The sequence below is a fragment of the Mesorhizobium abyssinicae genome (assembly GCF_049887195.1).
GTDB lineage: Bacteria > Pseudomonadota > Alphaproteobacteria > Rhizobiales > Rhizobiaceae > Mesorhizobium > Mesorhizobium abyssinicae.
The window spans coordinates 36756-52981 of the sequence record NZ_JARAKC010000029.1; the positions used below are offsets into that span (position 1 = coordinate 36756).

General features: G+C 66.4%; 13 protein-coding genes. 3 read left to right on the forward strand and 10 right to left on the reverse strand.

Annotated features, from left to right (window positions below; all coding sequences use genetic code 11):
• Positions 1 to 152: 152 nt before the first annotated feature.
• From PU724_RS30670 to PU724_RS30695, 6 genes are all read right to left on the reverse strand, one after another.
• Complete coding sequence (locus tag PU724_RS30670; protein WP_354425414.1) at positions 153 to 2315, reverse strand: amylo-alpha-1,6-glucosidase; 2163 nt, start codon at positions 2313 to 2315, stop codon at positions 153 to 155.
• A 44-nt stretch (positions 2316 to 2359) separates the two neighbouring features.
• Positions 2360 to 3421: a glycosyltransferase family 4 protein gene (locus tag PU724_RS30675; protein WP_354425413.1), complete on the reverse strand. Its 1062-nt coding sequence runs from the start codon at positions 3419 to 3421 to the stop codon at positions 2360 to 2362.
• Between the two features lie 67 nt (positions 3422 to 3488).
• A complete protein-coding gene (locus PU724_RS30680) occupies positions 3489 to 4667 on the reverse strand; it encodes a hypothetical protein (RefSeq protein WP_354425411.1) in 1179 nt (392 codons plus the stop codon).
• Between the two features lie 41 nt (positions 4668 to 4708).
• A complete protein-coding gene (locus tag PU724_RS30685) occupies positions 4709 to 5719 on the reverse strand; it encodes a succinylglutamate desuccinylase/aspartoacylase family protein (protein ID WP_354425409.1) in 1011 nt (336 codons plus the stop codon).
• An 11-nt stretch (positions 5720 to 5730) separates the two neighbouring features.
• A complete protein-coding gene (locus PU724_RS30690) occupies positions 5731 to 6075 on the reverse strand; it encodes a RidA family protein (protein ID WP_127283721.1) in 345 nt (114 codons plus the stop codon).
• A gap of 37 nt (positions 6076 to 6112) precedes the next feature.
• Positions 6113 to 7435 carry an alanine racemase gene (locus PU724_RS30695; RefSeq protein WP_128272846.1) on the reverse strand — a complete coding sequence of 441 codons (1323 nt, stop codon included), beginning with the start codon at positions 7433 to 7435 and terminating at the stop codon, positions 6113 to 6115.
• A gap of 77 nt (positions 7436 to 7512) precedes the next feature.
• On the opposite strand from PU724_RS30695, the gene PU724_RS30700 reads away from it, so the two are divergent.
• Positions 7513 to 8454 carry an amidohydrolase family protein gene (locus PU724_RS30700; RefSeq protein ID WP_354425407.1) on the forward strand — a complete coding sequence of 314 codons (942 nt, stop codon included), beginning with the start codon at positions 7513 to 7515 and terminating at the stop codon, positions 8452 to 8454.
• Here the strand turns inward: PU724_RS30700 and PU724_RS30705 are convergent.
• From PU724_RS30705 to PU724_RS30720, 4 genes are read right to left on the reverse strand one after another with little or no spacing between them, the layout of a single operon-like run.
• Complete coding sequence (locus PU724_RS30705; protein ID WP_354425405.1) at positions 8428 to 9399, reverse strand: ABC transporter permease; 972 nt, start codon at positions 9397 to 9399, stop codon at positions 8428 to 8430. The genes PU724_RS30700 and PU724_RS30705 overlap by 27 nt on opposite strands.
• A complete protein-coding gene (locus tag PU724_RS30710) occupies positions 9396 to 10361 on the reverse strand; it encodes an ABC transporter permease (RefSeq protein ID WP_354425403.1) in 966 nt (321 codons plus the stop codon). Before PU724_RS30710 ends, PU724_RS30705 begins: the two co-directional genes overlap by 4 nt.
• Positions 10358 to 11866: a sugar ABC transporter ATP-binding protein gene (locus tag PU724_RS30715; protein WP_354425401.1), complete on the reverse strand. Its 1509-nt coding sequence runs from the start codon at positions 11864 to 11866 to the stop codon at positions 10358 to 10360. Before PU724_RS30715 ends, PU724_RS30710 begins: the two co-directional genes overlap by 4 nt.
• An 18-nt stretch (positions 11867 to 11884) precedes the next feature.
• On the reverse strand, positions 11885 to 12937 hold the full coding sequence (locus PU724_RS30720) for an ABC transporter substrate-binding protein (RefSeq protein ID WP_354425399.1): 1053 nt from the start codon (positions 12935 to 12937) through the stop codon (positions 11885 to 11887).
• 237 nt (positions 12938 to 13174) lie between these two features.
• On the opposite strand from PU724_RS30720, the gene PU724_RS30725 reads away from it, so the two are divergent.
• Together PU724_RS30725 and PU724_RS30730 are read left to right on the forward strand one after the other, a co-directional pair.
• A complete protein-coding gene (locus PU724_RS30725; RefSeq protein ID WP_354425397.1) occupies positions 13175 to 13972 on the forward strand; it encodes an IclR family transcriptional regulator in 798 nt (265 codons plus the stop codon).
• A 675-nt stretch (positions 13973 to 14647) separates the two neighbouring features.
• Positions 14648 to 16226: beta strand repeat-containing protein (locus tag PU724_RS30730; RefSeq protein ID WP_426213743.1), on the forward strand; the 1579-nt coding region annotated here is incomplete at its 3' end.

The window sequence follows — 16226 nt, forward strand, 5'->3', positions numbered from 1 at the left end:
CAATTTGCCACCGGCCCGCCGCAGGCCTCATTCTTCTTGTTTTCGACACCTTGGCGGGCGACGGAACAGACCGCCGCGCGTCCGGTGTGATTGTGCAACGCACAAACGGACCATCGGTTCCGACATTTGTCAGGCGGCGAGCGAACCCTTGGCTAAGTTCGCACGATGAGCGGCACCAACCCCTCATGCCGGTCGGCAAGGAAGGCGACGACCCGGTCGCCGACGCGTTGGAATGTCAGGTCGACCGCCCGGTCGCCGACGGTCAGGTGCCGAAGTGTAAGCATGTCGATGCCGATCGGCAGCCTTGGCCGCGTGACGCGGACCTCGCCCTCCCAACCATCGATTTCCAGGCCGAGGCAGGCCTGCATCAGCATGAAGGCGGAGCCGGCCGACCAGGCTTGCGGCAGGCAGGCGACGGGATAGGCGATGGGCGCCTCGCCCGGCGCGCGGGTGAAGCCGCAGAACAGTTCCGGCAGCCGCATGTTGAAATGCACGGCGGACTCGAATGTGCCGCTCATCAGCCGCACCACGCTTTCGCGCTCGCCATAGCGCGCCAGGCCGACGCCGCAGATGGCGGTGTCATGCGGCCAGATCGAGCCGTTGTGATAGGACATCGGGTTGAAGAACACGGCGTCGTCGGCAAGCGTCCTCAGGCCCCAGCCCGAATGGAAGGGAGCCGAAAGCAATTGGTCGGCGACCAGCTTTGCCCGCTCGGGCTGGGGCAACCCGACAAACAGAAGATGCCCGGCATTCGACGTCCGCACCTTGCAGGGCTCACCGGCGCCGTCGATCGCCAGCGCATAGAAATTCAGGTCGTCCACCCAGAAATCGCGCTCGACCGCGATCCGTATTTCTTCGGCCCGTTCCTCCCAGTGCTCGGCCTCCGCATATCCGCCCCGGCGCCGTGCCAGCGCCGCCAACCCCCGGAACGCCGCAAAGACGTAGCCCTGCACCTCGACCAGCGCGATTGGTCCTTTGGGGATGCGGCCGTCGGCATGGAAGACGGAGTCGAAACTGTCCTTCCAGCCCTGGTTGGCGAGGCCGGATTCGGCGGCGCGCTGATAGGTGACGAACCCGGTCTCCCGGCTCGCCTCTTCAGTCCATTCGGCCGCGGCCTTGAGCGACGGCCACAGCGTGTCGATGAAGTCCATGTCGCCGGTGCGCTCCGCGTAGGCGCAGGCGAGATGGATGTAGAGCGGCGTGGTGTCGACGCCGCCATAGTAACGCCCGAAGGGAAGCTCGCGCAGCGCCGCCATCTCGCCCTTGCGGGTTTCGTGCATGATCTTGCCCGGCTGTGAATCGCTGAACGGCGACGTCTCGGTCGCCTGGTGCTGGGCGAGGAAGGCAAGCACGCCGCGCGCCAGACCAGGGTTGAGCCAGAGCATCTGCAGTGCCGAGATCACGCCGTCGCGGCCGAATGCCGTCGAAAACCAGGGGATGCCGGCATAGGGATAGGGCCCTGTCGCGAGTTCGGTGGTGAGCAGCGCCACATCGGCGCGGGCGCGCTCGACCCAGTCGTTGAAGACGCGGCCCGAACTGTGCACCGTGGCGCCGTGGCGGCGCTTTGCCCGCATGCCGAAACGGGCGCGGGCCGCTGCGGCGCGGAAGCGATCGCGATCCGGGGTCTCGACAACCTCCGAACCGACCTCGACATAGAGCACCTTGCTGGAACGCTTGGTCACCGCGACGAGGAAATCGGCGCGGCTGTCCGTCAGTTGATCGGGCGCCTGAGAGAACGATATCGCCGACAGGCGCGCCAGCCCGTCCAGCCCGTCATAGTGAAGCAGCACCGACGTCGCATCGATCTTGGCCGCGTGTGCGGTGCCGCGCTTTGCCCTCGTCGAGCCGCGCACCTCGAACATGTCGCGGAAGTCGGCGGCAAAGTGCAGCGAAACGCGGATCGCCGACGTCTCCTGGCTGTAATTGGAAAGCGTGATGCGCTCGAACAGCCGGTCCTGCCAGATCAGCCTGACGCGCTCGACATGGATTGCGCCTTGCGAAATGTCTCGCCCGCCGGTGCTCTGGATCGGCAGATTGGTGAGGTTGCTGGTGAACAGCACATTGTCCTGGCTGAGCGAGGCGCCGAGCAGCGAGGTCTGCCGGCCGCCGACGGTCAGCCGGAACTCCGAAAGCACGCGCGTGTCGTCGCGGAAGAAGCCGTCACCCGCGCCCCTGATGTCGCCATAGGCATCGGCCACCACGAAGCAGTCGCCCTGCTTCAGCGCGAACAGCCGGTGCGGTTCGCGCGGCGCGGTCTCGTCCAGCGAGGCAAGGGCAACGGCGGGATCAAGCTTGCGCTCGTCGAGCTCTGTCATCGGTTTCTTCCCGTTTGTTTCGCCCCCGGATCAGGCTGCGCCTCTCACGACGCCTTGGCTTCGGCTGAACCGCCGATGAGGCGCGCATAGGCCGCTGCATAGTCGCGAGCCATTCTGGTGGCGGAAAACCGCTTTTCGAAGGCCGCCCTGACCTTTCGACGGTCCAGCCGAAGCAGCGCCGGCACTGCCTCGATCGCCTCGTCCATCGACTCCACGACAAATCCGGTCACGCCCTGGTCGATGATCTCCGGCAAGGCGCCGCGATTCCAGGCAATCGACGGCGTGCCGCAGGCCATCGCCTCGATTGGGGCCAGGCCGAACGGCTCAGGCCAATCGATGGGAAACAGCAGGCCGGCCGCCTTGCCGAGGAAGTCGGCCTTCTCGTGCTCGGCGATCTCGCCGACATAGTCGACTCGGTCACCGTCGATCAGCGCCTCGATCTCGTCATGGAAATAGGCGCGGTCGTCGTCGCCAATCTTGGCCGCCAGCTTCAGCTTCAACCCCGAGCGGCGCGCGATCTCGATGGCGCGGTCAGGCCGCTTGTCACGCGAGAGCCGACCAAGAAAGGCAAGGTACGGTTCCTCCTTCGTCGTCTCGAAAGCGGGCCGGTAGATATCGATCGGCAATCCGTGGTGGATCGTCGCCAGCCAGTTGGCCTCGGCCAGCCCCGCTCTCTGGCTGCGCGAGATGGAGATCATCGGAAAGCGCGGGAAGCGCCGGTAGGCGGGCGCCAGATCGACATAGTCCAGCCTGCCATGCGGCGTCGTCACCGTCCGTCCGGCCATGTCCGCGAAGAAGGGAAAATGCAGGAAATGGCTGAGATGGAAGTGGATGAGGTCGAACTCGTGCGCCCGCTCGCGGACCGCGGCCAGCATCGCCAGATGCGCTGCTATCTCCGATTTCTTCGGGCGCGGGTCGAGGCGAAGCGCGCATTCCCGGCCAGGGATGAGCCTCGCGGAGGTGCGGCTGTCACCGCTGGCGAACAGCGTCACCTCGTGCCCCAGCGCCACCAGCGCTTCCGTCAGGTAGGAGACGATCCGCTCGGTGCCGCCATAGAGTTTCGGCGGCACGGACTCATAGAGCGGCGCGACATGGGCAATGCGCATGATGTCTCCAGCTGATTGGCACAGGGCCAAAATGCATCAGCCGGCAGATCGTTCCGGGTTCCGCTTCTCAAGCTGACAGCGCCGCGCCGACCCAGTCGAGCCGCGCGGCGGGAACGAGGCCGTAATTGTAGAAGTTGATGCCGTCGACGCCGGGCGCCCTCGCCGGCTTCACCTTGGCAGCGAGCACGTCCGCGCCGGCCATCTCCGGATAAAAGAGCCGGTAGCCGGTGCCGAGGAACTTTTCCGGGCCGAGCGCCGCGCGTCCGGCTTCGAGCAGTCCAGCGACATCGCCCGCCTGCATGTCATAGGCGCACAGGATCGCCCCATCGCAGACCTTGCCGAGCGCGGCGAGATCGCCGCCGCCGAGCCAGCCCTCCTTCAGATCGATGATGACGACCCTGGTTGACGGGTGCGCCACCTCGCGCAGCTCGGCGACCAGGCTGGTCACCGGCTCGAAGCGCCAGGCGAGATAGGCGTGAAGTTCCGGCCACGGCAGGAAGGTATCGAGCCCGCTTGCCGGAAAGTCGGGAAAGCGCCGCTCGGGCACGGCGCGCTCGCAGGTCTCGGCGATCCACTGCCTGACCAGCTTTCGCGCCGGCTCGCCATCGACACCGGCCTCGGCGGCGCGATCCAGGCAGGATGGGCAGAAGCACAGCGACAGCAGGAAATCGTCCTCCGGCGTCAGGCCGACACCATCCTTTTCGTGATGGTACTCATGCGCAAAGCCCATGAAGGATGGGCTCTCGAGCTCGATCCTGTCCGGCCTGTAGCCGTGCGAGACATCCGCGACCAGCGCGCGCACATAGGCGCGCGCGTCCGGATGCGAGGGACAGAGATTGTAGTAGTTGGCATCGCCGAAGGCGTTGCGGGTGACGGCCTCGGGGTGAAGCATGCCGAGGCGGGTGTTGTGCAGGCACACTGTCCAGCACGAGACCCCCGGCCCGCCCGCCTCGCGGCGGCGCACGAGCTGGCCGAGCACGTCGCCGCCTTCGCCGATCACATCGGCCACCTTGGGCTGGATAGCAAGGTCGGCCCAGCGCGCCGCCGTCGGCTGGAAGTAGATGGTGCCATCCTCCGGAAAGTAGGCCTTCCGGCGCGGGCTGCGCGGCTGCAGGAACCGCCCGGCATGGTAGGACGTGGCGAGGCTGACCATGTTCAGTCCCGCGCGCTGGGTTAGATCGCGTTCGACCGTCTCAAGGCCGAGATCCTGGATGTCCCAGGGATAGGTCCACATCGATAGCTGCATGCTGATCCTCGAGTTCGCAGTGTGGCCAGGAGCCTCGGTCTTCAGCCTTCGACCGGCTCGGCCACCTGCATCAGACAGTCGCCAGCCTCGCACATCGTGTGCAGCCGGCGCGACAGCACGATGCCGCTCTCGGCGAAATGCAAGGCTTCCTCGTCGACATCGAGCCGTTCGAGGTCGTGATACCAGCCGGCCAATTGTCCAGCGCTCACGCTGTCACCGAGCCTGACGGCGGGCTCGAACCAGCCGCGCCGCGTCGCATAAATGCCCTGGCTGTGGCGGGACAGCGAAAGCAGGCGCGTTGGAGCAATCGGCTCGGCCTCCGGTGCCAGAACGGGCGCATCGACCACGCCCAGCGCCACCATCAGCCTGTCGAGTGCGCGCGCGGTGAGCGCCATCGAATCCACCGTGGCCGTGCCGCCGCCACCGAACTCGCCGCTGACGCCGATCGCGCCGGCCCGGCGCGCGGCACCCATCGAGGTTGGCGAGGCAGCGCCATTGTCGGCAATGAAGCCATAGGGCATGCCGAGCGTGCGCATCAGCTCGACGCCGCGCCGGTGGCGCTCGGGCTCGGGATTGCGTTCGACCAACGCCGTCGGCAGATGCTCCATCGAGGTGCCGCCGGAATGGATGTCGAAGACGACGTCGTGACGGGCAAACAGCTCGGTCTCGAGGAAATAGGCGAGCCGGCTGGTCGGCGCGCCCGAGGGATCGCCCGGAAAGGCGCGGTTTAGGTTGCCGCCGTCGAGCGGCGAGCAGCGCTTGGCGGCCATCACCGCCGGCGCGTTCGCCATCGGCAGGATGGTGACGCGACCCCTGATCCGCTTGGGATCGAGCCTGCGCACAAGCTTGGCCAGCGACAACTCGCCCTCATATTCGTCGCCGTGATTGCCGGCCATCAAAAGCAGCGACGGGCCTTCGCCGTTGCGGATCAGGCAGATCGGCACCTTGACCTGGAAATAGGGCGAGCGGTCGATCGAGAACGGAATGCTCAAGTGCGCGAGCGTCTTGCCGTCGCGGTCGAAATCGAGCGTGTGGACGAGGCCGGTATGCATGGCTCCCCCCCTCAGACAGCCGCGACCGCCGTGACCTCGATGCGCAGGTCCGGATCGGCCAGCCGCGCCTCGACGCAGGCGCGGGCAGGCAGCCGCGTTGGGTCCACCCAGGCATCGTAGATCTTGTTCATCGCATCGAAGTCGCCGATCTGCGGCAGGAAGATGTTGACCGCTACGAGCTTCGACTTGCTGCTGCCGGCTTCGATGAGCAGCGACTCGATCTTGGCCAGCACATCGCTGGTCTGCGCCTCGATCCCGGCCTTGCGGTCGTTGGCGACCTGTCCTGCTATGTGCACCATGCCGCCATAGACGACGGCCTGTGACATGCGGGAGCCGGACTGGAAGTACTTGATCATGTCGGATCCTTTCGAGAGTCTCTTCTTGTGGCCCTGGTCAGCCGAAATAGGTGGGGAAGGCGTGCGTCACATGCCCGCTCTCGTCGACGCCGAAGATGACGCGGTAACGGTCGAGGCAGGTGCAGGGGTGCGAGATGCCGAATTCGATGACGTCGCCGACGGCGATGTCATCGTCCGGCTGAAGCGACAGGAAGGCGTGCTGGTCGTTGAGTTTCACGACCTCGGCTTTTAGCGGCACCGCAAGCGACTGGCCGGCGCGATAGACCGTCAGCGGCTTAGGGAAACCCTGGTCGAACGAGACGTCGCGCATGCCCATGCCGCAGATGGCGAGGCCGGTCTCGGGCCGCGACAGCACCTCCGCCCAGATGCGCAGCGCCGGGCGGAACGAACGCCGCGCCGAAGCGCCGGCGCCATCGACGGCAAAACCGTTGCGGGCATCGACCGCGCCCAGCGATCGGTCGTAGACGCCATGGTCGTGGAAGAAGATAGCGCCGCTGCGCAGCACCAGCCTCGCGTTGCCGTCCTTCGCGGCAAGCGGCGAAAGTGACGCGACCACCTTGTCGAAGAAGACCGAACCACCAGCCGTCATGATCAGCGGCGCCTCGCTGCCGACACGGGCGCGCAGCCTGAGGAACATGTCGCCGACATTCGCCAGCAGCGCCGAGACGACCTCGTCGGTGCGCACCGGATCGGGCTGCGCGGCTGCCCCTTCATAGGTCGCGACGCCTGCGATCAGCAAGCGTCCGCCGGTCGCCGCGATCGCATCGGCGATCGCCTCGGCTTCGGCGGTGCTTCGCGCACCTGCCCTCGCCGCGCCAAGCTCGACCAGCACGCGCAACGGAGCAAGCGCAGCATTGGCGCGCCAGGCCTGCGCCAGCGCGTTCACGGCGGCGACCGAGTCGGCAAAGACATAGAGCTCGGCGTTCGGCCAGGCACCGACGAGCGCCGCGAGCCGGTTCGCGCCGCCCGTGCCGCCGACCTCGTTGGCGATGATCAGCCGCGTCAGTCCGGCCTTGAGCATCACCGTGGCCTGCCTGATGTCGGCGACCGTGGTGCCCCACGCGCCAGCCTGGACCAGTGACCGGGCAAGATCGGGCGCCATCGGCGTCTTGGCATGCGGCGCGATCTCAGCCCCATGCTCACGGACATAGCGCAGGAACAGGTCGCGATTTGACGCGAAGGCGGCCTCTTCGAGCGTCAGCAAAGGCAGCGACATGCGCCCGTCAGCCGGATGCCAGCCTTGCTGGCCGACATGGCTGCTGTCTAGCGCGGCCGTGCCGGGCGGCACGCCGCGTATGCGGTCGTCGAGCCAAAAATTTTCATGCACGGCAAGCGGCGGAGCCGATGTGTTCCCGCTCATCGAATGCTACCTCTTGCGCCATCGCCAAACGAGGGCCTGACCGATTGTCGGCGCCCCCCACAGCCTGCGAGAAACGCGTGCCAGCCCCCTACTCCGGACCGATCATCGACGCCCATCATCATCTCTGGGACCTCGGCCTCGGCCGGCACCCCTGGCTGAACGCCACGGCCGGCGAACGCGGCGGCCTGGGCGAGCTTGGCCCGCTGCGTCGCAACTATCTTCCCGACGATTACCTCCGCGACGCCGGCCGGCACGATGTCGTTGCTAGCGTGCATGTCGAAGCCGGCTGGGCCGCCGGCGACTGCGTCGGCGAGACGCGCTGGCTGGAGACGCTCGAAAAGTCGCAAGGCGTCGCAGCCCGCTATGTCGTCCACGTGCCGCTGGCCAGCCGACAGGCGCCGGCGATGATCGAGGCGCAGGCCGCGTTCGACCGCGTCGTCGGCGTCCGCGACATTCTGAGCTGGGATCCTGATCCGGCGCGCCGCTTCGCCGCCCGCGACGGCATCATGGACGATCCGGCCTGGCGCTCCGGACTGAAGCTGCTCGGGCGCCACGGTCTCTCTTTCGACCTGATGGTGTTCCCGCGCCAACTGGCTGACGCCGCTCGCCTCGCCGCGGCGTTTCCGGACCAGCAATTCGTCCTCAACCATTGCGGCAGCCCGATCGACCGTGACGCCGACGGCATGCGCAGGTGGCGCGACGGGCTGCGGCTGCTGGCGCAGCGCGACAACGTCGCCGTCAAGATCTCCGACCTCGTCGCCTACGATCATGACTGGACGCTCGACAGCCTGCGACCGGTGGTCCTGCACTGCATCGACTGTTTCGGCGCGGATCGCGCCATGTTCGGCTCCGACTTTCCCGTCGCCGGCCTGCACGCCTCGTTCGACGAGGTGTATGACAGCTTCAAAGCCATTTCGGCTGGCCTTTCCGCGGACGAGCAGGGAGCACTGTTCTTCGGCAACGCAAGGCGCATCTACCGGCTGGACGAATTGTCATCGGCGGGCCTGCTCCCTGCCTGAGAGAAGCAGCAGGCCGAGGATCAGCGAGCCGAACAGGATGCTGCGCCAGCCGGGCGATGCGTTGACGACGGTGATCAGCGCGGTGATCGTCACCAGCAGGATCGCGCCGGGAATGGTCCCGGCATAGGTGCCGAGCCCGCCGAGAATGGACGTGCCGCCGAGCACCACCGCCGCGATCGAGGCAAGCAGGTAGGGATCGCCGATCCCCACATAGCCCTGTCCGTTCATGCCGAGCGCAAGCACGCCGGCGAGCCCCGCGGTAAAGCCGCTGATGCCGTAGACGGCAAGCGTCGTCGACGTTACCGGCACGCCGGACAGGGAAGCGGCAAGCGGATTGGCGCCCATGGCGAAGATGCGCGCGCCGAACGGCGTGGCATGCATCACCGTCAGCACGATCGCGGAAACGGCCACCCAGAGCAGAATGCCCGCCGGAATCCCGGCCGGCCGCGCATTGCCGAGCCAATGGACGAGCGGGTTTTCGGCGGTGACGGCGCTGCCGCCCGCAATGATGATCAGCAGACCCTGCAGGAAGGTCGCCATGGCCAGCGTCATGATCATCGGATGAACGCGCAGCAGCGCGACGCCAAGTCCATTGACCAGGCCGATCATTGTGGTCAGCGCAAGCACCGCGAAGACCGGCGCAAGGCCGGTCGGATCGGCCTGCCATGACAGCAACGGCAGGCTGATGGCGCTGACGGTGACGATCGCCGCAACGGAAAGATCGATGCCGCCGGCGATCACGACGAAGGTCTGGCCCGCAGCGACCAGGCCGATCACGGCGCCAAGTTCGACCAGATAGCGCAGATGGCCATAGGCGCCGAAGCCACGCGAGGCGAAGCTCGCGCCGATCCACACCGCTGCGACGATGGCGACGGTGAGGAAAGGCCGGCTCTTCAGGATCGCCACGGCGCGCCTGCCGCCCGCGTTGTCGTTCCAGGCTGTCATGGCTGCACCTTGCGAAATTGCGGGATGGCGACGGCGCCGATGATGATCAGCCCCTGCGCGACATACTGCGCCACCGGCGTGAAGCCGAGGAAGAACATGACGCTGATCATCAGGCTGAGCAGCAGGCTGCCGGCCAGCGCGCCGCGCATCGTGCCCTGCCCGCCGAGGAAGCCGATGCCGCCGAGCACGGCGGCGGCGATGGAGTTGAGCGTAAAGGCATTGCCGATCACCGGGTCGCCCGAGCCCGTCTGTGCGGCGACGAAGAGCCCGGCGCTGGTCGACAGCAGGCCGCTGATCGCATAGGCGGCGACGCGCGCCATATCGACCGGCACGCCGGACCGATAGGCGCCGACCGGATTCTCGCCGGCGGCATAGAGGCTCAATCCAAGCGGCGTCGCCAGATAGAGCTTCCACAGCAGGACGATCATCACCAGAAGCACGAAGGCTGCGGGGGTATCGCCGGCCAGCTGGTCGGAGAGCCATTCCGGGATGGCGCCACCTGGCCGCGGCAGGACCAGCAGCGCGGCCCCGCCGATGATGAAGGAGCCGGCGAGCGTCACCACGATCGCCGGCAGGCGAAGCCGCACCACGATGAAGCCGGTGACGGCTCCGATGCCGAGCCCGGCCGTTGCAACCGCAGCAGCGCCGCCGGCGACGCCGAGCGGCCCGGCCATAGTGGTCGCGGCGATGACCGCACCGAGGCTGACCGTGGCGCCGATCGCCAGGCTGATGCCGCCGGTGAGCATGAGGATCGCCTGCGCCATCGCCACCAGCGCCAGCGGGAACCAGCTCTGGGTGAATTTGGCGAAGCCGGAGGCCGTGAACAGACCGGGGAACAGCACGCCGTACGCGATGAGAAACGCCAGCACGACGACGAACAGGCTGCGCACGCCGATGTTGCGGCGCGCTTGGACCGGCCAGTAGAGCGAGCCGGCAGGTTTCGCGGAGGAAGAAATGCTCATGCCGCGACCTTCTGCTTCTCGGCGCCCATCGCCGCCGACACGATGGCTTCTTCGCTCAGCGCCGCGCGCTCGAGGGTGGCGACGATGCGGCCTTCCCGCACCACCGCCACGCGGTCGCACAGATGCACCAGCTCCGGCGTGTCGGAGCTGAGCAGTACGACGGCCTTGCCGGCGGCGGCGAAGGCGCGCAGCATCAAATAGATCTCGCGTTTGGTCTCGACATCGACGCCGCGCGTCGGGTCGTTGAGCAGCAGCACCAGCGGATCGTGCGGCATCCATTTCGCCAGCGCCACCTTCTGCTGGTTGCCGCCGGAAAGCGCCTGCGCCGGCCGTTCAAGATCGCCCTTGATGGCAAGCTGCGCGGCAAGGCCCTTTGCCGTCTTGCGCTCAGCCAGGCGGCTGCGCAGCTTCAGCGCCGGCAGCCGCGCGAAAGCAGGCAGCATCATGTTGGTGATGATCGGGTGGATCAGATGCAGTCCCTCGCGCTTGCGATCGGCCGGCACATAGGCGAGGCCGAGCGCATTGGCCTTCGGCACGCCGCCGGGCAGGCCCGACGCGCCATTGACGCTCGCCGAAGCCGTCCTTGCCGGAATGGCGCCGTAGAGGCCGAGCAGCAGATCCTCCTGCCCCTGCCCGACCAGGCCGCCGATGCCCAGCACCTCGCCCGTCCTGATGTCGAAATCGACGTCGCGCATCAGGCCGGCCGAGAAGTTGCGGACCGAGATCGCCGTGGCCGTCGACGCGGAAGGCTGCCACTTGGGAAAGAGATCGCCGGGGTCGCGGCCGACCATCAGCCGCACCAGCCCGCTGGCGTCTGTTCCGTCCAGCGAACGGTCCGCCGTGCAGGTGCCGTCCTTGAGCACCGTGACATGCTGGCAGAGCGCCATCACCTCGTTCAGCCGATGCGAGATGTAGAGGATGGCGATGCCTTCCCGGCGCAGCCGCTCCAGCAGATCGGTCAGGATCTTCGTTTCCGTCGCCGACAGCGACGAGGTGGGTTCGTCGAGGATCAGCACCCGCGGCCGGCGGTAGAGCGCCTTGGCGATCTCCACCATCTGCCGGCGCCCGAGCGACAGATGCCCGACCGGCGTCGACAGCGGCTCGTGCAGCCCGACGAGGCCGCACGCCGCCCTGGCCCGGGCGGCGAGCTCATTGTAGTCGACCAGGCCGAAGCGCTTCGGATAGGCGCCGAGGCCGATGTTCTCGGCAATCGAAAGGCTGGCCGTCAGGCTGAGTTCCTGCTGCACGACGGCAATGCCGGCCTGCCGCGCCAGCGCCGGCGTCATGCGCGCGACAGCGCGCCCGTCGACCTCGATCGTCCCGCCGTCCGGGCGCAAGGCCCCGGACAGAAGGTTGATCAGCGTCGACTTTCCGGCGCCGTTCTCGCCGAGCAGCGCATGCACGCGACCGGGCTGGAGAGCGATCGAAACCTCGCGCAGGACGGGGTTGCCGAAGAAAGCCTTCGACACCCCCCGCGCGGCAAGGAGCGGAGCCCTGGTTGTCAATTCTACAACCCTTCCGGCTTACTTCTGCGCCAGCAGCTTCTTGAACAGCTCCTCATCGTAGGGCGAATAGATGTAGCCGTCAGCCGGGAAATCCTTGGCCCTGGCGAGGTATTCGTCGATGTTGGAATTGTCGATCACCGGCAGGGGGATCTTGACGAAGGCCGGCACGTCCTTGCCTTCAAGCGCCTGAACAGCGGTGTAGGTGGCGAAGGCGCCGAGCCAGTTCGGCTGCATGGTGGCCCAGCTCTTCAGGCCCTTATCCTTCCACAGTTCGAGGAACTGGCGCGCGTTCTCGCCGGTGATCGGCACCTGGTCGCGGCCCTGCTTGTCGAGCGCCAGCACCGCGCCCGCCGACAGCGCGCCGCCGAGCGACAGGATGCCGTCGATGTCGGGATTAGCGAACAGCAGGCTGGTGACGGCTTCCTGCGCCGGCGCGACATTGTAGGGCGTGTTGGTCTCGGCCAGGACCTTCACATCGGGATGCGCCTTGAGCTCGGCATCGGCGCCCTTGCGGCGGTCGTCGCTGACCGAGACGCCGGCCGGGCCGTTGAGGATCAGGATTTTGCCCTTGCCGCCGATGGCGTCGATCAGGAATTTGGCGGCCTGGTCGCCCCACTGCGAGGAATCGGTGTTGACCTTGGCGGTCACCTGGTCGGTGTCGACGAGGCTGTCGAAATTGATGATGGCGATGCCCTTGGCGCAGGCGTCGGCGATGACGCGCGCCGGCGCGGTCGAGGAACCGGCGATCAGGATGATGGCGTCGACATTGGAATCGATCATCGACTGGATCTGCTGGATCTGCACATTGGCGTCGCCCTGGGCGTCGGTCACCACCAGCTTGTCGACCAGGCCCTGCTTCTTCAGCGTTTCGACCTCGGCCTCGATGGTGCCCTGCGTCTGCTTCATCCAGGTCGGCACCGAATAGATGTTGGCCCAGCCGATCGTGTACGGCGCCTTGCGGTCGCCCTTGATGCATTTGGCGGCGGCATTGGCCTGCGAGCCTACGCCCAGGGCCAGGACGAGACCGAGGCAAAGGGCGCTGGCGGATGCGAAAAACGACGATTTCATCATGACTGTTCCCCTTCAGTGGTTGTGTCCGGGCGTGCGGGGTCGGGACGACAAAACCCGCCGGTTGCCGCGTTGCGGAACCGCCCGTTTTTTCGTCTGGACTTCTCTGTCCGGCTCGTTAATCTGTCCGGTATTTCAGACATTATGTCTGTATATCGGACAGGCGGGATGCTAGACCGAGCCTTGACTTCTTTCAAGCGTCTTGAGACGAGGACTTAAAAATGATTTCGGGCGGCTGAAATGAGCGATGGCAAGACCGATCTGATCGAGGCCGGCGGTGCGTCACCGCAAGGTGGCGAGCGGCGCCGTGGCATCGACCGCGTCATCATGCTGCTCGAGGCGCTGCTCAGGCACCGCGCGCCGGTGCGCGTCGGCGACCTCGCCAAGATGATCGGTGCGCCGCGCTCGACCACCTACGAGATCGTCAACAGCCTGCTCGAAGCCGAGATGCTCGAGACTGTCGGCACCGAGGGCTATGTCTATTTCGGCCGCGCGATGCACCTGTTCGGCTGGGCCTATTCGCACCACAACGCGCATTACCGGCGCATCCTCGAGACGCTGGACAGGATGGCCGCGGAGACCGGCGAGACGGTTCAGATGTGCGGCCTGCGCGGCAACAAATACGTCGTCCTCGACTGCCGCGATTCGCCCGGACCGTTCCGCATTTCCAGCGATGTCGGCGTCGAGGTGCCGATTCCGTGGACGGCGTCGGGACGGCTGCTGGTCGGCCATATGGGCAAGGACGAGCTGAAGAGCTTCATTCCCGCCGGCGACTACAAACTGCCCGACGGCCGGATCATTCCTGCGGAGGAATTCTTCGCCGACGTCGAACTGGCGCGCCAGCAGGGCTTCAGCGAGACCGCGGCGCTCGCTGACCGCTTCACCTGGTGCATGGCCGCGCCGATCCAGGACGGCCACGGCGCCATCAACAAGACGCTCTGTTTCGTCCTGCCCGTCGACACGCCGGAAGCGCGCCGAAGCGAGTTGCTGGCCCTGCTGCGCGAACGCGCCAGCGGCCTGTCGTTGGCGGGAAGCTAGCTCTCGCCGACCGGCTCACCGAGTTCGGCCACGAGATCGCGACGCCGGCCGAGCCACGCCGGATGCTTGGCCTGAAAGGTGCCTCAGGATTTTGATGCCCGCAGTTGCTTGGCGAAACGCGCCCGGTGTCGAGCAAGGCCGCCGGGCCATCGGCCCCTGCCTTCTTGGCCGCACGAGGAAAAGAGCGGCAAGGCGGAGCTGAACCACGGGGTCTCTACCGGCGCGGCCTATCTTCCGGATGCGTTGATTGCCGCGCGACTGGTCCTGCGGCCATGCGTCGAAATGAGTAGCGGCCCTAATATTAACTGTTATGCCAAGCAGGATGTTGACGCCTCCTCGCTGACAGGGTTAATAATACCCTAATATAAGCGTCGAATAAAATGGCCCCCGACCGGCAACAACGGGTTAAGCGACGCTAAAGGGGCTGGGGAGACGCAGCGCGGCGATCGCTTTCGCCGCAGCCATCACCATTTGAGCCACCACCGCCTGTGACCGGCCACGCATTTTGCTGGCCGTCGCTCAGCGCCGGCATCGGGGCCTTCGGGTGCGCTGCTACAATTGATGCCGCCGGATTCTGCGCGCCGGACGTGCAACATTTTCAGTCAAGAAGCGGCTGGTCTTTCAATGGGGTCGACAGGCGGTGGGGCGTCTGTCGTTAAACAACAGGGGTGAAAAATGGCTACTCAGGTCACCGGTGCCGGCGGCACCACGACGTCTTTTTCCAACACACCGCAGGCCAAGGATGACACCTTCCTCTATTCGGAAGATGCGACTGGCATTCTGATTCTGAATGTGCTGGCGAACGACCTGGGCGGCGCGGCCAAGACGCTCTATTCCATCGACGACACCATCAGTGCCTCGACAGCGACGAAGACCTATGCCCCGGCGGACCTGCTGACCAAGGACATTACATATTCCAGCTCCAACGACAGCGCGGGAGCCGCCGGGACCACCGACACCAGCCAGCTGGGCGCCAAGATCTGGATAGCCAGTGACGGCACGATCCACTACAGCACGGCCAGCATCGACGGACTGTTGCAGTCGCTTGCCGCCGGACAGGTCCTTGTCGACAAGGTGACCTACGCCATCCAGCTCGGCAACGGCACGCTGAGCTGGGCCACGGCCACCATCCAATTCACCGGCACCAACGACAAGCCGGACATCCATCTGGTCACGACGGACAAGGACGCCGCCTCGCTGACCGAGACCAATGCGCCCCTGACCGCCAGCGGCACGCTGACTGTCAACGACGCCGATGTTTCCGACACGGTGAGCGCGAGCGTGACCTCGGTGTCGCTCGGCGGCACCACCGGCGGCCTGAACAGCGCTGCCGTCATCAACATGCTGACGGTGTCGCCGGCATCGCTGTCGGCCGATGCGGGCGAGACCCACAATCTGACCTGGACCTTCAACTCGACGCCCCAGGCCTTTGATTTTCTTGCCGCGGGCGAGACGCTGACGCTCACCTACACGATCACAGCCGACGACGGCCATCTCGGCGGCACCGACACGCAGACGGTGACGATCACCATCAATGGCACCAACGACGCGCCGGACATCACCGTCGGCTCTGGCGACAGCGCTGCCGCTGGATTGAACGAGACCAATTCGCCGCTGACCGCGAACGGCACGCTGACGGTGAACGACGCCGATCTCTCCGACACGATCACCCCGAGCGTGACCCTGGTGTCGCCCGTCGGCCCCACCGGCGGCCTGAGCAACGCCACTTTGCTCGGCATGCTGACGGTCGCGCCAGGCCCGCTTGCGGCCAATCCGACCGACGCCCACAATCTGAGCTGGTCGTTCAACTCGACGCCGCAGGCCTTCGATTTCCTGGCTGCCGGCGAGACGCTGACGCTCACCTACACCATCAAGGCCGACGACGGCCATGTCGGCGGCACCGACACCCAGACGGTGACGGTGACCATCACCGGCACCAACGACGCGGCGGTGATCACCGGTGACGACACCGGCTCGGTGACCGAGGCCTCGGGTGTCTTGAACGGCACCGCCGGCACCTCGCCGGCCACCGGCGATCTCGACGCCACCGACGTCGACAGCGCCAACGACTTCTCGGTGGTCACCAACGGCGCGCACGGCACGCTGTCCATCAACGCCGCCGGCGAATGGAGCTATGTCCTCAACGAGGACGACGCCGCCGTCCAGGCGCTCAACACCGGCGATCCGGCGCTCACCGACACCATCACGGTGCAGACCTCCGACGGCACCACCAAGGACATCGTCATCTCCATCC